Annotated in this window: 13 protein-coding genes; 9 read left to right on the top strand and 4 right to left on the bottom strand. The window is 59.9% G+C overall.

What is annotated here, in order from left to right:
• Window positions 1-46: 46 nt before the first annotated feature.
• Both Q1A71_RS05160 and ahcY read right to left on the bottom strand, forming a co-directional pair.
• Window positions 47-676 (bottom strand): PRC-barrel domain-containing protein, encoded by a 630-nt coding sequence (locus Q1A71_RS05160; protein WP_299672505.1) that lies wholly within the window; start codon window positions 674-676, stop codon window positions 47-49.
• A 166-nt stretch (window positions 677-842) separates the two neighbouring features.
• A complete protein-coding gene (ahcY, locus tag Q1A71_RS05155) occupies window positions 843-2,231 on the bottom strand; it encodes an adenosylhomocysteinase (RefSeq protein WP_299672503.1) in 1,389 nt (462 codons plus the stop codon).
• A gap of 341 nt (window positions 2,232-2,572) precedes the next feature.
• Here ahcY and Q1A71_RS05150 point away from each other — a divergent pair, with 341 nt between their 5' ends.
• On the top strand, window positions 2,573-3,178 hold the full coding sequence (locus Q1A71_RS05150; protein ID WP_299672502.1) for an HD family hydrolase: 606 nt from the start codon (window positions 2,573-2,575) through the stop codon (window positions 3,176-3,178).
• Entirely contained in the window at window positions 3,175-3,660 is a 486-nt protein-coding gene (locus Q1A71_RS05145; RefSeq protein WP_299672501.1) for a GNAT family N-acetyltransferase, read from the top strand. Before Q1A71_RS05150 ends, Q1A71_RS05145 begins: the two co-directional genes overlap by 4 nt.
• Before the next feature lie 93 nt (window positions 3,661-3,753).
• Here Q1A71_RS05145 and Q1A71_RS05140 read toward each other — a convergent pair whose 3' ends face one another.
• Window positions 3,754-4,308 (bottom strand): ActR/PrrA/RegA family redox response regulator transcription factor, encoded by a 555-nt coding sequence (locus Q1A71_RS05140; RefSeq protein ID WP_299672500.1) that lies wholly within the window; start codon window positions 4,306-4,308, stop codon window positions 3,754-3,756.
• Window positions 4,309-4,394: 86 nt separating this feature from the next.
• Entirely contained in the window at window positions 4,395-5,012 is a 618-nt protein-coding gene (locus tag Q1A71_RS05135; protein ID WP_299673190.1) for an SCO family protein, read from the bottom strand.
• A 96-nt stretch (window positions 5,013-5,108) separates the two neighbouring features.
• Here Q1A71_RS05135 and regB point away from each other — a divergent pair, with 96 nt between their 5' ends.
• The 7 genes from regB (at window position 5,109) to addA (ending at window position 16,668) form a co-directional block, all read left to right on the top strand.
• Window positions 5,109-6,497, top strand: a complete 1,389-nt coding sequence (regB, locus tag Q1A71_RS05130; protein ID WP_299672499.1) for a sensor histidine kinase RegB — start codon at window positions 5,109-5,111, stop codon at window positions 6,495-6,497.
• An 83-nt stretch (window positions 6,498-6,580) separates the two neighbouring features.
• Window positions 6,581-8,131: a PAS-domain containing protein gene (locus tag Q1A71_RS05125; protein WP_299672498.1), complete on the top strand. Its 1,551-nt coding sequence runs from the start codon at window positions 6,581-6,583 to the stop codon at window positions 8,129-8,131.
• Between the two features lie 49 nt (window positions 8,132-8,180).
• The gene (gene tsaE / locus Q1A71_RS05120; RefSeq protein WP_299672497.1) at window positions 8,181-8,654 is read left to right on the top strand and encodes a tRNA (adenosine(37)-N6)-threonylcarbamoyltransferase complex ATPase subunit type 1 TsaE; all 474 of its coding nucleotides are present in this window, start codon (window positions 8,181-8,183) and stop codon (window positions 8,652-8,654) included.
• Window positions 8,651-9,673, top strand: coding sequence for a phosphotransferase (locus tag Q1A71_RS05115; RefSeq protein WP_299672495.1), 1,023 nt, complete (start codon window positions 8,651-8,653; stop codon window positions 9,671-9,673). Before tsaE ends, Q1A71_RS05115 begins: the two co-directional genes overlap by 4 nt.
• A complete protein-coding gene (locus tag Q1A71_RS05110) occupies window positions 9,649-10,341 on the top strand; it encodes a nucleotidyltransferase family protein (RefSeq protein ID WP_299672493.1) in 693 nt (230 codons plus the stop codon). Before Q1A71_RS05115 ends, Q1A71_RS05110 begins: the two co-directional genes overlap by 25 nt.
• The gene (gene addB / locus Q1A71_RS05105) at window positions 10,334-13,291 is read left to right on the top strand and encodes a double-strand break repair protein AddB (protein ID WP_299672490.1); all 2,958 of its coding nucleotides are present in this window, start codon (window positions 10,334-10,336) and stop codon (window positions 13,289-13,291) included. The genes Q1A71_RS05110 and addB overlap by 8 nt, the downstream gene beginning before the upstream one ends.
• The gene (addA, locus tag Q1A71_RS05100; RefSeq protein ID WP_299672487.1) at window positions 13,288-16,668 is read left to right on the top strand and encodes a double-strand break repair helicase AddA; all 3,381 of its coding nucleotides are present in this window, start codon (window positions 13,288-13,290) and stop codon (window positions 16,666-16,668) included. Before addB ends, addA begins: the two co-directional genes overlap by 4 nt.
• Window positions 16,669-16,696 lie beyond the last annotated feature (28 nt).

Genomic DNA, 16,696 nt, shown 5'->3' with positions numbered 1-16,696 from the left:
AAGGGGGCCCGAGCTTGGGCCCCTTTGGGTTGTCAAATGGTCCGACTTAGGACAACTGGTCGATCGGCATATCTTCGGGTAGACCTTCGACGTTTGTCTCGTCAAATTCCGGCTGCGCTTCGAGCTCGGTTTCGGTCCAGTTCGACAGCATCAGCATGTCCTCCTCGGCGCTCATGTCGAATTCGTTGAGCGGGATTGCCACGGTGTATTCACCCAGGCCCAGGAAACCGCCGATGCCGATGACAGCGGCCAGATCGTCGCCGTCACGCACGATGTAGTCGATCTCGCCCACGACTTCGCCGTTGGCTTCGGCCACGTCCTTGCCGATCAGGTCACCCACGACCATCGTAGACATCTCGGCATCGACCGACGCATCCGCTTGCAGGGCATCTTCGGTATACTCAGCCGCGTCATTCACGGTCTCCGCTGTGGCCGAGGCCGCATCCTTGGCGGTGTCCTCAACAGCGGCGGCTGCATCGGATGCAGCGTCAACTGTCGCTTCGGCAGCGTTCTCGGTTGCCTGAGCGGCGTCATTGGCGAACTCTTTGGTCTCGTCCGCGGCTGTTTCCAGCGAGGTTTCCGCTTTGACCTCGGCCTCGGTCGAGACGCTGGTGCCTGCGAATGCGGTGCCAGCGGTCAGCGCAAGAATTGCAACGGTTGCTTTCAGGTGTGTCATCTTAGCCTCCATAAATTGCTTACATCGAGGCAACCTCACCGGCAGCGATTCCGTTCCCGGAAATCAACAGAAAAGCGTGGAATTTCAAAAAATTGGCGTCTGGTACGAAAAACGGCGCGACCGCTGGAACGGTCGCGCCGTGTTGTGCGTTTTCACTGGTTTCGGATCAGTAGCGGTAGTGCTCTGGCTTGAACGGACCCTCGGGTGCGACACCGATGTAGGCCGCTTGATCCGCGTCCAGCGTGCTGAGTTTTACGCCGATCCGGTCGAGATGCAGACGCGCGACTTTCTCATCGAGATGCTTGGGCAGAATGTACACGTCATTTCTGTAGTCGTCGCCCTTGGTCCAGAGCTCGATCTGCGCCAGCACTTGATTGGTGAAGGAAGCCGACATCACGAAGGACGGGTGGCCCGTGGCGTTGCCCAGGTTCAGCAGGCGGCCTTCGGAGAGCAGGATCAGGCGATTGCCATTCGGCATCTCGATCATGTCCACCTGTTCTTTGATGTTCGTCCACTTGTGGTTCTTGAGCGCGGCGACCTGGATCTCGTTGTCGAAGTGGCCGATGTTGCCGACGATGGCCATGTCTTTCATCTCGCGCATGTGCTCGATGCGGATCACGTCTTTGTTGCCCGTTGTCGTGATGAAGATGTCCGCGGTGTCGACCACATCTTCGAGCAGCACGACCTCGAAACCGTCCATCGCCGCTTGCAGCGCGCAGATCGGGTCAATTTCGGTGATCTTCACGCGCGCACCTGCACCGCGCAGCGAGGCGGCCGAGCCTTTGCCCACATCGCCGTAGCCCATGACAACCGCGACCTTGCCCGCCATCATGGTGTCGGTGGCGCGGCGGATACCGTCGACCAGAGACTCCTTACAGCCGTACTTGTTGTCGAACTTCGACTTGGTGACCGAGTCGTTCACGTTAATCGCGGGGAAGGGCAACTGGCCTTGTTTCACCAGATCGTAAAGCCGGTGCACGCCGGTGGTTGTTTCCTCAGAGACGCCGACGATCTGATCACGGGTCTTGGTGAACCAGCCTGGTGACTCGGCCATGCGCTTCTGGATCTGCGCCTTGATCACGGTTTCCTCTTCCGAGGTCGGCACCGGGATGATCTCTTCCCCCGCCTCCGCACGCGCACCGAGCAGGACATAGAGCGTCGCATCGCCGCCATCGTCGAGGATCAGGTTGGGGCCGTCCTTAAACATGAAGGATTTGTCGAGATAGTCCCAATGTTCCTCCAGCGACTGGCCCTTGATCGCAAAGACCGGCGTGCCACCAGCGGCAATCGCCGCCGCCGCGTGGTCTTGCGTGGAGAAGATATTGCAGGAGGCCCAGCGCACGTCCGCACCCAGCGCAACCAGCGTCTCGATCAGCACCGCAGTCTGGATCGTCATGTGCAGCGAGCCTACGATCCGCGCGCCTTTGAGCGGCTTGCTCTCGCCATACTCGTCGCGCAGCGCCATCAGCCCCGGCATTTCGGTTTCGGCAATCTCAAGCTCCTTGCGACCGTAATCTGCAAGGGCGATGTCTTTTACAATGTAGTCTTTGGCCATCAGAAGATCCTCTTCAACCGGGGAGTGCGGTGCATTCAATTATTGGTTTGACGCGGGCATATCACTCCGACCAGAAGCCAGCAATCCCCCGTATTTTCCTTGGAAAATGACCCATTTACTTTCTCCGGTAGCGGCATGGGTGATCTCTTACGGAGCGCAATTGCGGTGGCAATGGCTCCTTACCCCTCGCGTCATACTTGGTCTGGCGCAGATGACAGTGCGAAATCGCCAGGTATAGACTTTTGCCACTCAAAGCGGGAAAACTCTCCGACCGGCGCGCAAACCGCGGTTTTTTCGAGGTCGGTCTTGCCCATTCCGGGCACGCCCTTCAAAACAAGCGCATGACGAGCGCCAGACATTCACCCCGCGCATGGCAGCGCATGCTGTCGGGCCGCAGGCTCGATTTGCTTGATCCCACACCTGTGGATATCGAGATCGAGGACATCGCGCATGGGCTAGCCTTTGTCGCGCGCTGGAACGGCCAGACCGCGGGAAATCACGCCTATTCCGTGGCGGAGCATTCACTTCTGGTGGAAACGCTGTTCGGTCGGATTGCGCCCAAGGCACCCGCAAAATGGCGCTTGGCCGCGCTGCTGCATGATGCACCGGAATATGTGATCGGCGACATGATCTCGCCAGTGAAAGCCGCTGTCGGGCCCGGATACGAGGCCTTGGACGACCGGCTGGCGGCGGCGGTTCATATCCGGTTCGGTCTGCCGGCGGCGATCCCTCAGCACATCAAGAAACAGATCAAGAGGGCCGACCGGATAAGCGCCTGGATGGAGGCGACGCAGATTGCGGGCTTCTCGGAGACCGAGGCCAGCAAGTTCTTCGGCAAGCCGGATACGGAGATCACAAGCGCCTTGCGTATCGTGCTGCGCCCACCGGTCGAGACACGCCGCGCCTTTACCGACCGGCACGCGGCTCTGCTGGAGGATATGGGGTGATCGACGTCAGGCAAGCCATGGCGCTCGACAGCAACTCGATGGCGCGGCTCTTGAACGAGATTATCGAGATCGGAGGCACCACGGCACTGACCAGAGTGGTGACGGGCAGTGATATCCAGGACTGGATGGCCACCGATGAGGATCAGTCCGCATGGCATGTAGCGGTCAATGGGCATGAAGCTGTAGTGGGTTTTCAGTGGATCGCGCCCAATCCAGACCTGCCGATGGAGGCCGTCGACATCGCAACTTTCGTTCAGGTCGGCCAAACCGGGCTTGGCATTGGATCAGCACTATTCGATGTCACCGCGAAAGCGGCTAAGGCGCTTCGACATCGCTGGATCAATGCGACTATCCGCACAGACAATGAGGGCGGGCTGACATATTATCAAAGTCGCGGTTTTCGGGATTGGCGCTTTGATCAAGGAGTGATGCTCGCGAATGGACAGCGTGTCGACAAGATCAGCAAACGCTATGATCTCTGACAGGGCGGTGGCCTGAAAGCCCACCGTACCTGCCAACGTGACGGGTTGGAACTGGCAGGTGGGGTGGGCTTTCAGGCCACCCCTCCCATACGGCTATCTGGGGGAGCGTTTGGCAAGAATGCGCTGCAAGGTCCGACGGTGCATATTGAGCCGGCGCGCGGTCTCGCTGACGTTGCGGTCACAGAGCTCAAAAACACGCTGGATATGTTCCCAGCGCACCCGGTCCGCGCTCATGGGGTTCTCAGGTGGCGGTGGAAGATCATCGCCCCTCGCCAGCAATGCGTTGACGATGTCCGCAGCATCCGCGGGCTTGGAGAGATAATCGGTTGCGCCGATCTTCACTGCCGCAACCGCCGTTGCAATGGCTCCATATCCGGTGAGCACGACCACACGGACATCAGAGCGCTTTTCCCTCAGGACTTCGACGACATCGAGGCCATTTCCATCCTCCAAGCGCAGATCCACAACTGCGTAGGCTGGAGGCCGCGCGGTTGCAATTGCCGTCCCCGCCGCTACCGAGTCAGCCGTTTCAACAGAAAATCCACGCTTCTCCATTGCCTTGGCGAGCCGGCGCAAAAAGGGCTCGTCATCATCGACCAGAAGCAAACTGTTGTCATCATCAGGATTGAGTTGCACAGCATCTTGCATGGCGCGCCTTTCTTGCAGATCGTCCGTATGCCTGACCTATATGTGGCAGGGCAGTGCGGTCGTCAAACGCTGCGACAGTTTGCGCGTCAGGCGTTTTCGACGAAACAGGCCACCGTATCCGCTATCTCCTGTGCGGTCGCTTCGCGGCGGAAGAATTCGACAAAGCCCTGTTCGGGCAGCACGAGGTAACTGAAGGTCGAATGATCCACGAGGTAAAAGTCATCGCCACTGTCATGCGCCTTGTAGTAAGTTCGGTACGCCTCGCTCGCAGCTTTCACCTGCTCGGGTGAACCGGTTAGGCCGATCATCCGCTCATGCAGATTCGCGGCGAAATCTCCGACTACATCAGGCGTGTCCCGCTTCGGGTCGATGGAAATGAAGACCGGCGTTGTGAAAATATTGCGCTCTGCCAGAATATCGACGGCGACAGCATTACGCGCGGCATCAATGGGACAAACGTCGGGGCAGAAGGTATAGCCGAAGTAGATCAACGTCGGTTCGGTGATCACGTCCTCATCGGTGACGGTCTGACCTTCTGCATTCACCAGTTCAAAGGGTCCGCCGATGCTGGCCGCGCCACCTGCCACCTGGCTGGCGCTGCATTGTGCAAAATCGCCAGCGGTTTGAGGCGATTGGGTCGCAAACCAGATCCCCCCAAGAAGACCCACGATAGCGATGGCGGCGAGGGGTGCGATATAGCGCATGGGTGTCGCGTCTCCTGATTTCGGATAGGCTGGTTTTATCACGTCGCAGTCCTACCGTCCTGCGACATCTGTGCAACTCAATATGTGGTGAGCCCGATGGCCGACAGCACCGTCAGACCTTTCAGCGGTCACAAGCGCGCCAACTGGATCCGGCTACGAACGATGATCCTGTTGCGTTGGTTTGCCATTGCAGGCCAGCTTGCAGCGATCACCGTGGCGCAACATTGGTATGGGCTGAAACTCGAAATTGGCCTATGCTATCTCGTCATCGGTGCGTCGGTCATTGCAAACCTCGTAGCCATTTTCGTCTTTCCGGAGAACAAGCGTCTCAGCGAAGTCGAAAACATGTTGATGGTCCTGTTCGACCTTCTGCAACTCAGTTTTCTTCTCTTCCTGACAGGGGGGCTACATAACCCTTTCGCGCTACTGATGCTCGGGCCCGTGACGATTTCGGCTGCAGTGCTGACGCTGAGGTCGACTGTGTTGCTGGGCAGCACGGCGATTCTTATGGTGTCGATCCTGTCGCAGTTCCATCTGCCGCTGCAGACCGAACACGGGCTGATCCTGGAATTTCCGCAACTGTTTGTTTTCGGAAACTGGATCGCGCTGATCATCGCGATTGTCTTTATCAGTGCCTATTCGGTGCGGGTGACGTCGGAGATACATTCGATGTCCGATGCGCTGGCGGCAACGCAGATGGCCTTGGCGCGCGAGCAGAAGCTGACCGACCTCGGGGGCGTGGTCGCAGCGGCGGCCCATGAGCTGGGGACGCCGCTTGCGACCATCAAGCTGGCCAGTGGAGAGCTGATCGAAGAATTGGATGACCGGCCGGAATTGCGCGAAGACGCCGCGCTGATCCGAGAGCAGGCCGACAGATGCCGCGACATTCTGCGTGACATGGGACGCGCCGGAAAAGACGATCTGCACATGCGTCAGGCACCACTGATGGCGGTCGTGGAAGAAGCAGCAGAGCCACACATGGGCCGGGGCAAAACTGTGCATTTCCATCACTTGGAAAACCCACAGCAACAGCCGGCCATCCTGCGCAAACCAGAGATCATACACGGGCTGCGCAACCTGATTCAGAATGCCGTCGATTTCGCGGAAGAGGAGGTCTGGATCGAAGCGGGCTGGACGGACCGCGAAATCTCCTTGAGGATCATGGATGACGGGCGCGGCTTTCCGCCGCACCTGTTGGGACGGATCGGCGATCCGTTCATGCGCCGCCGCCCCGACGCCCCCGGGCGTGGGTTGCGGCCTGGGTACGAGGGCATGGGTTTGGGTCTTTTCATTGCGAAAACACTACTTGAACGCTCCGGTGCCGAACTGCGCTTTGCCAATGGGCGCGACCCTACGACATCTGATGAGACCGCACACACCGATCTTGGAGCAATTGTGCAGGTGACCTGGGCCAGAGAGCGACTTGATGCAAAAACCGCTGAAAACACGCGCGTTTTAGGCGAGAATCGCCCCATCACGGCTTGACATGAGCGGACCGTTAACCGGCCATTAACCACCCCACGCGGATAGTAATTGGATCTTCTTCTGCAATAGGGATCCGTAGGCTTATGCCGATTTGGGACATAGCGGCTGTTGTTGCTGCTGCTGCGCTCTGCACGGGCGCGGCCCTGTTCTGGGTTTCCCGAACCGCAATCGCGACGCCCCCAGCAACGCCCGAGACCGGCGGTGAGAGTCGGCCAGATGGGATCTCGTTCCTCTTCGACAATGAGGATCTACATCATGCCTCTGAAACCGCTCAGCAGCTCTATAGGCTGGTGCCTGGGCAGGACGACTGGAGCACATGGCGCGACCGCATGCTGAACCGGTTTCCGGGCTTGCCGGAGCGACCGCTGCCCAACCAACCCGGAGATCTGACGATTGAAGCGCGGCATGCGGAGGACACCGCAACGCTGAAATTGACGAGTCGGGGTCAGTTCACGCAAATCCATATGGATGACGACCGGATGATCAACGCGGCACAGTCACAGAAGCTGCGCGCGTTGCATCGCGAATTGGCCGACCTGCGGCGCGCCAGCGACACGACGCCCCATGCGGTGTGGCAAGTGGACTCCGCCGGTAAGGTGACCTGGCACAACGCAGCTTATGAGGACCTCTACACACGCCTGCATAACACCGCGCCACAACCCACAAGCCCGGTGTTCGAAGTAGCCGATACCCTGAACGAAAAGACCGGACGTCAGCGGGTCTCAACCAAATCTGCTATTGATGGCAAGAAAGACTGGTATGACGTCAATGCGGTCACGGTGGGTGACATCACAATCTTCCATGCGGTGGACGTAAACGCGGTGGTGAAATCCGAGGTCGCCCAGCGCAATTTCGTCCAGACGCTGGCCAAGACCTTCGCACAGCTGTCGATCGGCCTCGCGATTTTTGACCGGAATGGTCAGCTGGCCCTCTTCAATCCGGCGCTGATCGACCTCACCGATCTGCCTGCCGACTTCCTAAGCGGACGACCGACATTGCTGTCCTTCTTCGACCGGATGCGGGAAAATCGCCGGATGCCGGAGCCCAAGAACTACCACTCCTGGCGCCAGGAAATCTCGGAGGTTATCGCGGCGGCCACGGACGGGCGGTATCAGGAAACCTGGACGCTGGAGACCGGGCAAACCTACCGCGTCCGGGGCCGACCCCACCCGGACGGAGCAATTGCGTTCCTGATCGAGGACATCAGCGCCGAAGTGTCTTTAACCCGAAACTTCAGGGCGGAGCTGGAGCTTGGCCAATCGCTGATGGACACCTTTGATGAAGCGCTGGTGGTCTTCTCGTCCACGGGTGTTCTGACCTTCTGCAATTTGGCATATCGCGAACTTTGGGGGCTCGACCCGAGCAATTCCTTCGTGGATGTCACCATCGCGGATTCAGTTCAGGAGTGGAAGCGCCAGTGCAAACCGGGCGCGCGCTGGGCCGCTCTCACCGACTTCGTGCGCGGCTACGGTGAGCGGACAAGTTGGGATATGCCTGCAACGCTGAATACCGGATCGGTCCTGGCCTGCACAGTTTCTCGGATCGCCTCGGGCGCGACCGTCATCCGCTTTGTTCGCGAAGACGCAAAGAATAGCGCTCCGAATTCACCCGATCGCATGCGGCGGACGGCCTGACGCTCCATTCCCTCTTGCGGCGGCTCTCCGGCGCGGTAAGCATGGGAGCATGGGCCTGGGCGAATTCTCACTCCACATGGCAACTGGTGAAGCGACCGCGGCATTTGCCGTCGCTCTGGGCGCACAGCTTCAACCCGGCGATACGGTCCTGCTGAGCGGTCCGGTGGGTGCGGGGAAGACCCATTTCGCACGCCATCTCATTCAATCGCTTTTGCGCGAACCTGAAGATATTCCCTCCCCGACATTCACTATCGTTCAGACCTATGAAACCCGAAAGGGGCCGCTTTGGCACAGCGACCTCTACCGCATCTCAACAGATGAAGAGATCGAGGAGCTGGGCCTCATCGAGGCCTTCGATCATGCGATCTGCCTTGTGGAATGGCCGGATCGCCTCGGGCCCTTGCGTCCGAAGGAGGCGCTGGAGATCGAACTGACGAATGGAAACACCGAACACAGCCGAGTGCTTGAGATCGGTTGGCGCGCGCCGCTCTGGGTTAAAAAGGTCAGGGCGGCAGCGGCATGACAGAACGCGCGCACAAGCTGCGGGATTTCATTCAGCAAGCCGGGTGGGCTGACGCGGATCGTACACCGCTTGCGGGTGACGCCTCGAACCGCCGCTACGACCGGCTGATCAAGCCCGACGGCACGCGTGCAGTGTTGATGGACGCACCACCGGACAAAGGTGAAAAGATCGGTCCATTCGTTCGGATCGCGCAGCATCTGGGCGAGATTGGCCTCAGTGCGCCGGACATCTTTGCGCAGGACCAAATCGACGGCTTTTTGTTGCTGGAAGATCTGGGCGATGCGCTATTTGCGCGGGTCCTCGAGCAAAAGCCGCATCTTGAAAACAGTCTCTATTCCGCAGCAATCGACACTCTGGTGCATGTATACCAGAAGTCGCCGCCCGATTTGACCAGTTACGACTCCGCGAGCGCCGCCGCGCTCACGGCTCCGGCCTTTGATTGGTACCAGCTAGCGGTTGCCGGATCCGTTGATGCTGCGGCAAAGGCCGATTGTCTTGCCGGGATCAAGTCCGTTCTGGCCCCCTTCGACGGGGAGGCGCGCGTGTTGATGCAGAGAGACTATCACGCGGAGAATCTTCTGTGGCTGCCGGATCGAGAGGGGTCCGCCCGGGTCGGGTTGCTTGACTTCCAGGACGCGATGCTGGGTCATCCCGCCTATGACCTCGTTTCTGTATTGCAAGATGCGCGTCGCGATCTTCGCCCGGAAACCGAACGACAGATGATCGCGCGGTTTTTGAAGAAGATGCCGCGCGATTTGGCCGAGTTCTCAACCGCCTATGCGGCATGGGGAGCGCAACGCAACTTGCGCATCCTGGGTGTCTTGACCCGGCTGTGTTTGCGCAACGGCAAAGCTCACTACGTCGATCTCATTCCGCGCGTCTGGGGTCATGCTCAAACCAATTTAAAGCATCCGGCGCTGTCGTCTGTTGCGGCGGTGGTCGAGGGCTCTTTGCCGCCGCCGACACATGATGTTCTGGAAAAATTGAGGGTGAAATGCGCGACCTGCCCGAATTTGTGATGCTCTTTGCGGCGGGCTTCGGGGCGCGTATGCGTCCTTTGACGAATGATCGGCCAAAGCCAATGGTCGAGGTCGCCGGGCGACCACTGGTCGATCATGCACTGGACCAGACAAGGAGTATTCCACGCGACCAGATCATCGCCAATTTGCACTACAAGCCGAAGATGCTCCAGCAGCATTTGGATGCACGGGGTGTCAAAACGGTGCTGGAAAGTCCCGAGATTCTGGACACCGGTGGGGGGTTACGCAATGCGTTGCCGCACTTAGGCAATGGCCCCGTGTTCACGCTGAACACCGATGCTGTCTGGAAAGGGCCCAGTCCGATAGAGCTCTTGCACGACGCCTGGCGACCCGAGGTGATGGACGCGCTACTGATCTGCATCCCGCTGGAGCACAGCCATGCCTACGACGGGACAGGCGACTTTGACATCGACGCGGACGGGCGTTTGAACCGGGGCCAGGGCCATGTTTACGGCGGCGTGCAGATCATCAAGACCGAACGGCTCTCCGAGATCGAGGCAACGACCTTTTCGCTCAACCTTATATGGGATCTGATGCTGGCGCACCGTCGCGTGTTCGGCCTGAGCTATCCCGGTCAGTGGTGCGATGTGGGACATCCGGCGGGCATTGCCGTCGCCGAAGCGTTGTTGGCGGCCGAGGATGTTTGAAGACGGGGAACATCCACGGCTTTTCGGGATCGCCCCAGGCGTTGACTTCCCAAGGGCGCTCGTCGACGGGCTGATCGCGCGTATGGCAGACCAACCACCCGAGGCCATGGCGCGGGTTCAGCTCGTCGTGAACACCCGCAGGATGCAACGGCGGCTGCGCGCGCTGTTTGATGACGGTCCTGCCCGGGTACTGCCACGGCTGCGGCTGATCACCGATCTTGATCAGATAGACCCGAGCCTCGCGGTTTCTCCAGCGATTTCTCCCCTGCGCCGCCGCCTCGAGCTCAGTGCGCTCGTCGCTAGCCTGCTGGCTCAGGAAAGAGATCTCGCGCCACAGTCCTCTCTCTATGATTTGACGGACAGCCTGGCCGGCTTGATCGACGAAATGCAGGGCGAAGGGGTCACCGCCGAGACCATTGCGCAGCTGGACGTGACAGACCAATCCGGTCACTGGCAGAGGGCACTGCAGTTCATTCGCATTGCGCAAACCTATCTCGATCAAGGCGATACGACGCTGGACCAAGAAGGACGGCAACGCGCCTTGGTCAGCGCACTGGCAAGAAGATGGGCCGACCAACCTCCACAGGATCCAATCCTGATCGCGGGCTCCACAGGGTCCCGCGGAACCACGATGATGTTGATGAAGGCTGTGGCCAGGCTGCCGCAAGGAGCGCTGATCCTGCCCGGGTTTGACTTCGAAATGCCGACACGGGTCTGGTCACAGTTGGACGATGCGCTGCTGTCTGAAGATCATCCGCAGTACCGCTTCCATAGGCTGATGGGGGCGCTGGATCTGTCCCGGCGGGATGTCCGGCCTTGGCACGACCAACCGCCACCGTCCGCTGCGCGTAACGCGCTGGTGTCACTCTCTCTAAGGCCAGCGCCGGTCACCGATGCCTGGCTGACCGAAGGGGTACATCTGGAAGATATTGAAGGCGCCACATCTGGCATCACCATGCTTGAGGCACCGACGCCTCGCGACGAGGCGCTCGCCATTGCTATGCGTTTGCGACAGGCTGCAGAATTGGGCGAGACGGCGGCGCTGATCACGCCAGATCGCGTTCTGACACGGCAAGTGACGGCGGCACTCGATCAGTGGGATGTATTGCCAGACGATTCTGCAGGCACCCCGCTGCATCTCTCTCCGCCAGGTCGGTTCTTGCGGCATGTCGCCCGGTTGTTCGAAAAGCGTTTGGATGCTGAAGCACTGCTGACCCTGCTCAAACACCCGCTCACCCACAGCGGCCGTGCGCGTGGACCACATGTGCTGAATACCCAGCGGCTTGAGCTGGAAATCCGACAACATGGGCTGCCTTACCCGGACGCAGCCGGGCTCCTGAGGCTGCTTGATCGCACGGTGAAGTCCGACGACCAGCAAAGGGCCCTGATGGCTTGGTCCGACTGGGTCGGGGAAACCTTTACCGACAAGGCACAAGGGCGACAAAGGCCGCTGCAGGATTGGGTGGCCAGCCACATGCACCTGGCCGAACGGATCGCGGGCGGCATAGATGCAACCGATTCTGGTGAGCTGTGGCAAAAAAAGGCCGGTCAGAAGGCCCTGCAGGTGATGCAGACTCTCGCGGATCACGCTGAATTGGGGACGACCATGACCGCCGCCGACTATAGTGATCTGGTGAATGCACTGCTGTCCGATGAGGAGGTGCGCGACCGGGACGCACCGCATCCGGACATCATGATCTGGGGCACGCTGGAGGCACGGGTTCAGGGTGCCGATCTGGTGATCCTTGCCGGGCTCAACGACGGCACCTGGCCCGAAGCACCCAAACCCGATCCTTGGCTGAACCGAGCCCTTCGCCATCAGGCGGGGCTGCTTTTGCCGGAACGTCGCATCGGTTTGTCGGCGCATGACTACCAGCAGGCGATCGGCGCCAAAGACGTTTGGCTGACGCGCTCCGTCCGCTCGGATGACGCGGAAACCGTCGTGTCGCGGTGGGTCAACCGGTTATGCAACCTGCTGGACGGTCTGCAGGATCAGGGTGGGCCGGATGCGCTGCGTGCCATGATCCTGCGAGGGGAGACATGGCTGGCCAAGGTTGCCGCCTTTGAGGCTATTGTTCCCGTCGATCCGGCCCATCGCCCCTCACCGAAACCGCCACGGGCTTCACGTCCGCAAAAACTTTCGGTGACGGAAATCAAACGGCTGATCCGTGACCCCTATGCGATCTACGCCAAACACGTGCTCAAACTGGTGCAGCTTGGCCCACTGGCTCAGAGCCCGGATGCGCTGATGCGAGGTACCCTGGCACATGACATCCTCGAAACCTTTGTGCGCGACACCCAGACAGATCCGGAGCGGCTCACTGCCGGGCATCTGATGAGCGTCGCACGCGCGCAGATGGAGCGACAGGTTCCATGGCCTGCTGCGCGGGCGATCTGGCTGGCGCGGATCGAGAAGATCGCCGATTGGTTTGTCGAGCGCGAACAGCAGCGCCAGCGCATCGCAACGCCGGTTGCGTTTGAAAATCAGGCCAAAGGGCAGCTGACCTGGCCCGATCTCGGCGTCACACTCACTGCGCGTGCGGACCGGATCGACCGGCGCGATGATGGGGCGTTCCTGCTTTACGACTACAAGACGGGAAAGCCGCCGACGGCCCGACAGCAGGCGACCTTCGACAAACAGCTCCTGATCGAGGCAGCGATGATCGAGCAGGGTGCGTTCCCCGAACTGGGCATCGGTCAGGTCGCTTTGGCGCTATTTATCGGACTGGGCGCGGATCCTGCCGAAGTGGAGGCACCATTGGACACCGAGCCCCCGGCCGAGGTTCTGGTCAATCTGCGAAGCCTGATCGAAGCCTATCTGGATCCTGATCAGGGATTCACATCGCGTCGCATGATGCTGCAAGACCGGATCGACGGCGACTACGATCAACTGGCGCGCTTCGGTGAATGGGACGTGACCGACGATCCGGTCGCGGAGGATTTATCGTGACACCCAGAGATGCGGCAACCGAAGCGCAGGTTCGTGCAGCGCGACCCGACGCATCGACATGGCTGACCGCAAATGCAGGGTCCGGCAAGACCCGCGTGTTGACGGATCGGGTTGCACGATTGTTGCTGGATGGCGTTGAACCGCAGCACATTCTTTGTCTGACATACACCAAGGCCGCCGCCTCGGAGATGCAGAACAGGTTGTTTCGACGGTTGGGCGCCTGGGCGATGCTGCCCGGGGCGAAACTCCAGGCCGCGCTGCAAGAGCTTGGCGTCGATGGTGAGATAGACGCCACGCGTTTGCGTGAGGCGCGCACGCTCTTTGCCCGCGCAATCGAGACCCCGGGCGGGCTGAAGATCCAGACCATCCATTCGTTTTGTGCGGCACTTCTGCGGCGATTTCCTCTCGAGGCACGTGTCAGCCCGCAGTTCACCGAAATCGAAGATCGCGCATCCGACCTGTTGCGCGCTGAAATCGTGGATCAGATGGCCGAGGGGCCGGGGGCTCCGCTGATCGAGGCGCTGACCAGACACTACACCGGCGAGGATTTTGAAAACCTCACGCGAATGGTCGTTCAGCATCGTGACCGGTTTGAACGACCGATGGAACTTGGCGATTTTCTTGGCCTGTTCGGACAGCCCACTGATCTTTCCGAGGAGCAGATCGCTGCCCGTGTCTTTCTGGGTGGCGAAGACGAACTGATCGCAGCACTGCTGCCTGCGATGCGCGAAAAGGGTGGAAACGATGGCAAGGCGGCCGTCAAGCTTGCCGCACTTAGACCGGTCAAATTTGAAAAACTACCCCAATTAGAGACTGTTTTCTTGACAGGACCTACCGCCAAAGTGCCATTCGCGGCGAAGATCGGAAGCTTCCCAACGAAAGCGACTCAAGCGGTTTTGGGGGCGCATATGCCAGCGCTCGACGCATTTATGCAGCGTGTCGCGGATGCGCGAGAGGCTCGGCTCGCGCTCCTGGCTGCCCGCAAGAGCGCTGCGTTGCATGCCTTCGCAACGCGATTCATTGCACTCTACGAAGATCAGAAGCTGTTGCGCGGCTGGCTGGACTTCGACGACCTGATCTTCAAGGCACGGGATTTGCTGACAGACCCGCTCGTCGCGGCCTGGGTCCTCTTTCGGATTGATGGCGGCATCGACCACATCCTGGTGGACGAGGCACAAGACACGAGCCCCGCACAATGGGATGTGATCCGAAATTTGGCCGCTGAGTTCTCGAGTGGAGAGGGCGCGCGCAAGGACGTGACACGGACGCTGTTCGTGGTCGGTGACAAGAAACAGTCGATCTATTCCTTCCAGGGCGCTGATCCGCGCGAATTCGACCGGATGCACGCGGAATTCAAAGGCAAGATGGAGGCGGCGGGGCAACGATTTCAAAGCCTGACGCTCGCCTATTCGTTCCGCTCGTCGCCCGCGGTGCTGGACGTTGTGGATGCCACCTTCGGAGGCGAGCGCCACCCTGGCTTTGGCGATGAGGTTCGTCACGACGCCTTCAAGACAGCACTGCCCGGTCGCGTCGATATCTGGCCGGTGATCGAGAAGCAGGATGAGAGCGATGATCGGAAGTGGTACGAACCACTGGATCGGCGCGGCGCGAGGCACCATACGGTGATCCTGGCGAGCCAGATTGCGGATCAAATCAAAAAGATGATCGACACCGGTGTGACGGTTCCTGTCGATGTCACGAATGGCCATGCGAAGCGCCGCGTCAGGCCTGGTGACTTTCTCATCCTTGTGCAGCGGCGGTCACAACTCTTTGCCGAGATCATCCGGGCATGCAAAACCTATGACCTGCCCATCGCGGGCGCTGATCGGTTGAAGGTTGGCGGCGAGCTCGCCGTGCGCGATCTTGCGGCTTTGCTGTCCTTCCTCGCCGTCGCGGAGGACAGTCTGTCGCTGGCCACCGCGCTGCGATCACCGCTTTTCGGGTGGAGCGAGAAGCAGCTCTTCGACTTGGCGCACGGCCGCAATGAAGAGCATCTGTGGCAGGCTCTGCGGCGTCAGCAGGAAACCCATGGCGAAACCCTATCGGTTTTGAACGATTTACGCTCGAACGTCGATTTTCTGCGCCCCTACGATCTGATCGAACGCGTTCTGACGCGCCACCAAGGACGCAGACGCCTGTTGGCACGATTGGGTCGCGAGGCCGAAGATGGCATCAACGCACTGTTGAGCCAGGCATTGGCCTACGAGCGTAACGCGATCCCCAGCCTGACAGGGTTCCTCGTATGGATGGAAACCGACGATCTGGAAATCAAGCGGCAGATCGACAGTGCGACGGACCAGATCCGCGTGATGACCATTCACGGTGCCAAGGGTCTTGAAGCTCCGATCGTGATCCTGCCGGACATGGGCAAGCGGGAGATCACCATAAGGGACGAGATCATCACCTTAGAAGGCCAACCGCTTTGGAAAACCAACGCCGCTGACATGCCAAGACGCATGTCAGATCGCATCAGCGAGATGAAAGCGGCGCAGTTCGAAGAGCGCATGCGATTGCTGTATGTGGCTCTGACACGGGCAGAGAAATGGTTGATCGTCGCGGCAGGAGGAGAGCTGTCGCGGCAGAACGACAGTCTTTATCAAATCGTCGACTCCGCTCTTTCTTCGATGCAGCCGAAAGACATCGAATTTCAGGGGCTGCAGATCAGGCGCCATTCACAAGAAGACTGGGATGCGCTTCCAGAGGTTCAGCACCGGTCGGGGGACGCTCATCAGCCCGAGCTTGATGCGCTGTTTTCGCGGGCTGCGCCAGCACCTCCACCACCCATTGAGACAGTATCGCCGTCTGACTTGGGCGGTGCAAAGGCTTTGCCGGGCGAAACCGGTCGCGATGAGGCAGCGGCGAAAGCCTATGGAACGCTGCTGCATCGCTATCTCGAGGTGATGAGCGCGGCAGCACCCGGTGCGTGGGAAGACATTGCAACCGCATTGCGGATGGCGGATCCGGACACATCGGATCACACAGAAGCATGGGCTGAGGCGAAGGCGGTGCTTCAAGCGGCCGAGCTGGGGCCGATTTTTACACAAGGCGCCTTGGCAGAAGTCCCTGTTTCCGCCCCTTGGGGAGGGGTGCGGCTGTCCGGTGTGATAGACCGCCTTGTCGTCGGAGCAGACCGGGTTCTTGCCGTCGATTTCAAGACCAATCGCAGCGTTCCGGACGCACCGGACCTCTGTCCGCACGGGCTTCTGCGCCAAATGGGCGCCTATTCACATGCACTGTCTCAGATCTATCCGAACCGCCGGATCGAGACCGGTATTTTGTGGACGCGCACACAAAGACTGATGATGCTCCCGGACGAAATCGTGACACGGGCGTTAGAAAGCACGCAACATCTTGACGACGCCCCCACGGCTTCCTAGGTTCGTCGCCCAAGCATAGCCTGTCAGG

Origin of the sequence: uncultured Roseobacter sp. (assembly GCF_947493125.1) — a bacterium.
GTDB lineage: Bacteria > Pseudomonadota > Alphaproteobacteria > Rhodobacterales > Rhodobacteraceae > Roseobacter.
This window is presented reverse-complemented; position numbering and strand designations above follow the sequence as displayed.

Excerpts from the sequence above, each read along its gene's own strand:
- Q1A71_RS05160 (WP_299672505.1), bottom strand. The coding sequence starts at position 676 with ATGACACACCTGAAAGCAACCGTTGCAATTCTTGCGCTGACCGCTGGC.
- ahcY (WP_299672503.1), bottom strand. The coding sequence starts at position 2,231 with ATGGCCAAAGACTACATTGTAAAAGACATCGCCCTTGCAGATTACGGT.
- Q1A71_RS05150 (WP_299672502.1), top strand. The coding sequence starts at position 2,573 with ATGACGAGCGCCAGACATTCACCCCGCGCATGGCAGCGCATGCTGTCG.
- Q1A71_RS05140 (WP_299672500.1), bottom strand. The coding sequence starts at position 4,308 with ATGCAAGATGCTGTGCAACTCAATCCTGATGATGACAACAGTTTGCTT.
- Q1A71_RS05135 (WP_299673190.1), bottom strand. The coding sequence starts at position 5,012 with ATGCGCTATATCGCACCCCTCGCCGCCATCGCTATCGTGGGTCTTCTT.
- regB (WP_299672499.1), top strand. The coding sequence starts at position 5,109 with ATGGCCGACAGCACCGTCAGACCTTTCAGCGGTCACAAGCGCGCCAAC.
- Q1A71_RS05125 (WP_299672498.1), top strand. The coding sequence starts at position 6,581 with ATGCCGATTTGGGACATAGCGGCTGTTGTTGCTGCTGCTGCGCTCTGC.
- tsaE (WP_299672497.1), top strand. The coding sequence starts at position 8,181 with ATGGGCCTGGGCGAATTCTCACTCCACATGGCAACTGGTGAAGCGACC.
- Q1A71_RS05115 (WP_299672495.1), top strand. The coding sequence starts at position 8,651 with ATGACAGAACGCGCGCACAAGCTGCGGGATTTCATTCAGCAAGCCGGG.
- Q1A71_RS05110 (WP_299672493.1), top strand. The coding sequence starts at position 9,649 with ATGCGCGACCTGCCCGAATTTGTGATGCTCTTTGCGGCGGGCTTCGGG.
- addB (WP_299672490.1), top strand. The coding sequence starts at position 10,334 with ATGTTTGAAGACGGGGAACATCCACGGCTTTTCGGGATCGCCCCAGGC.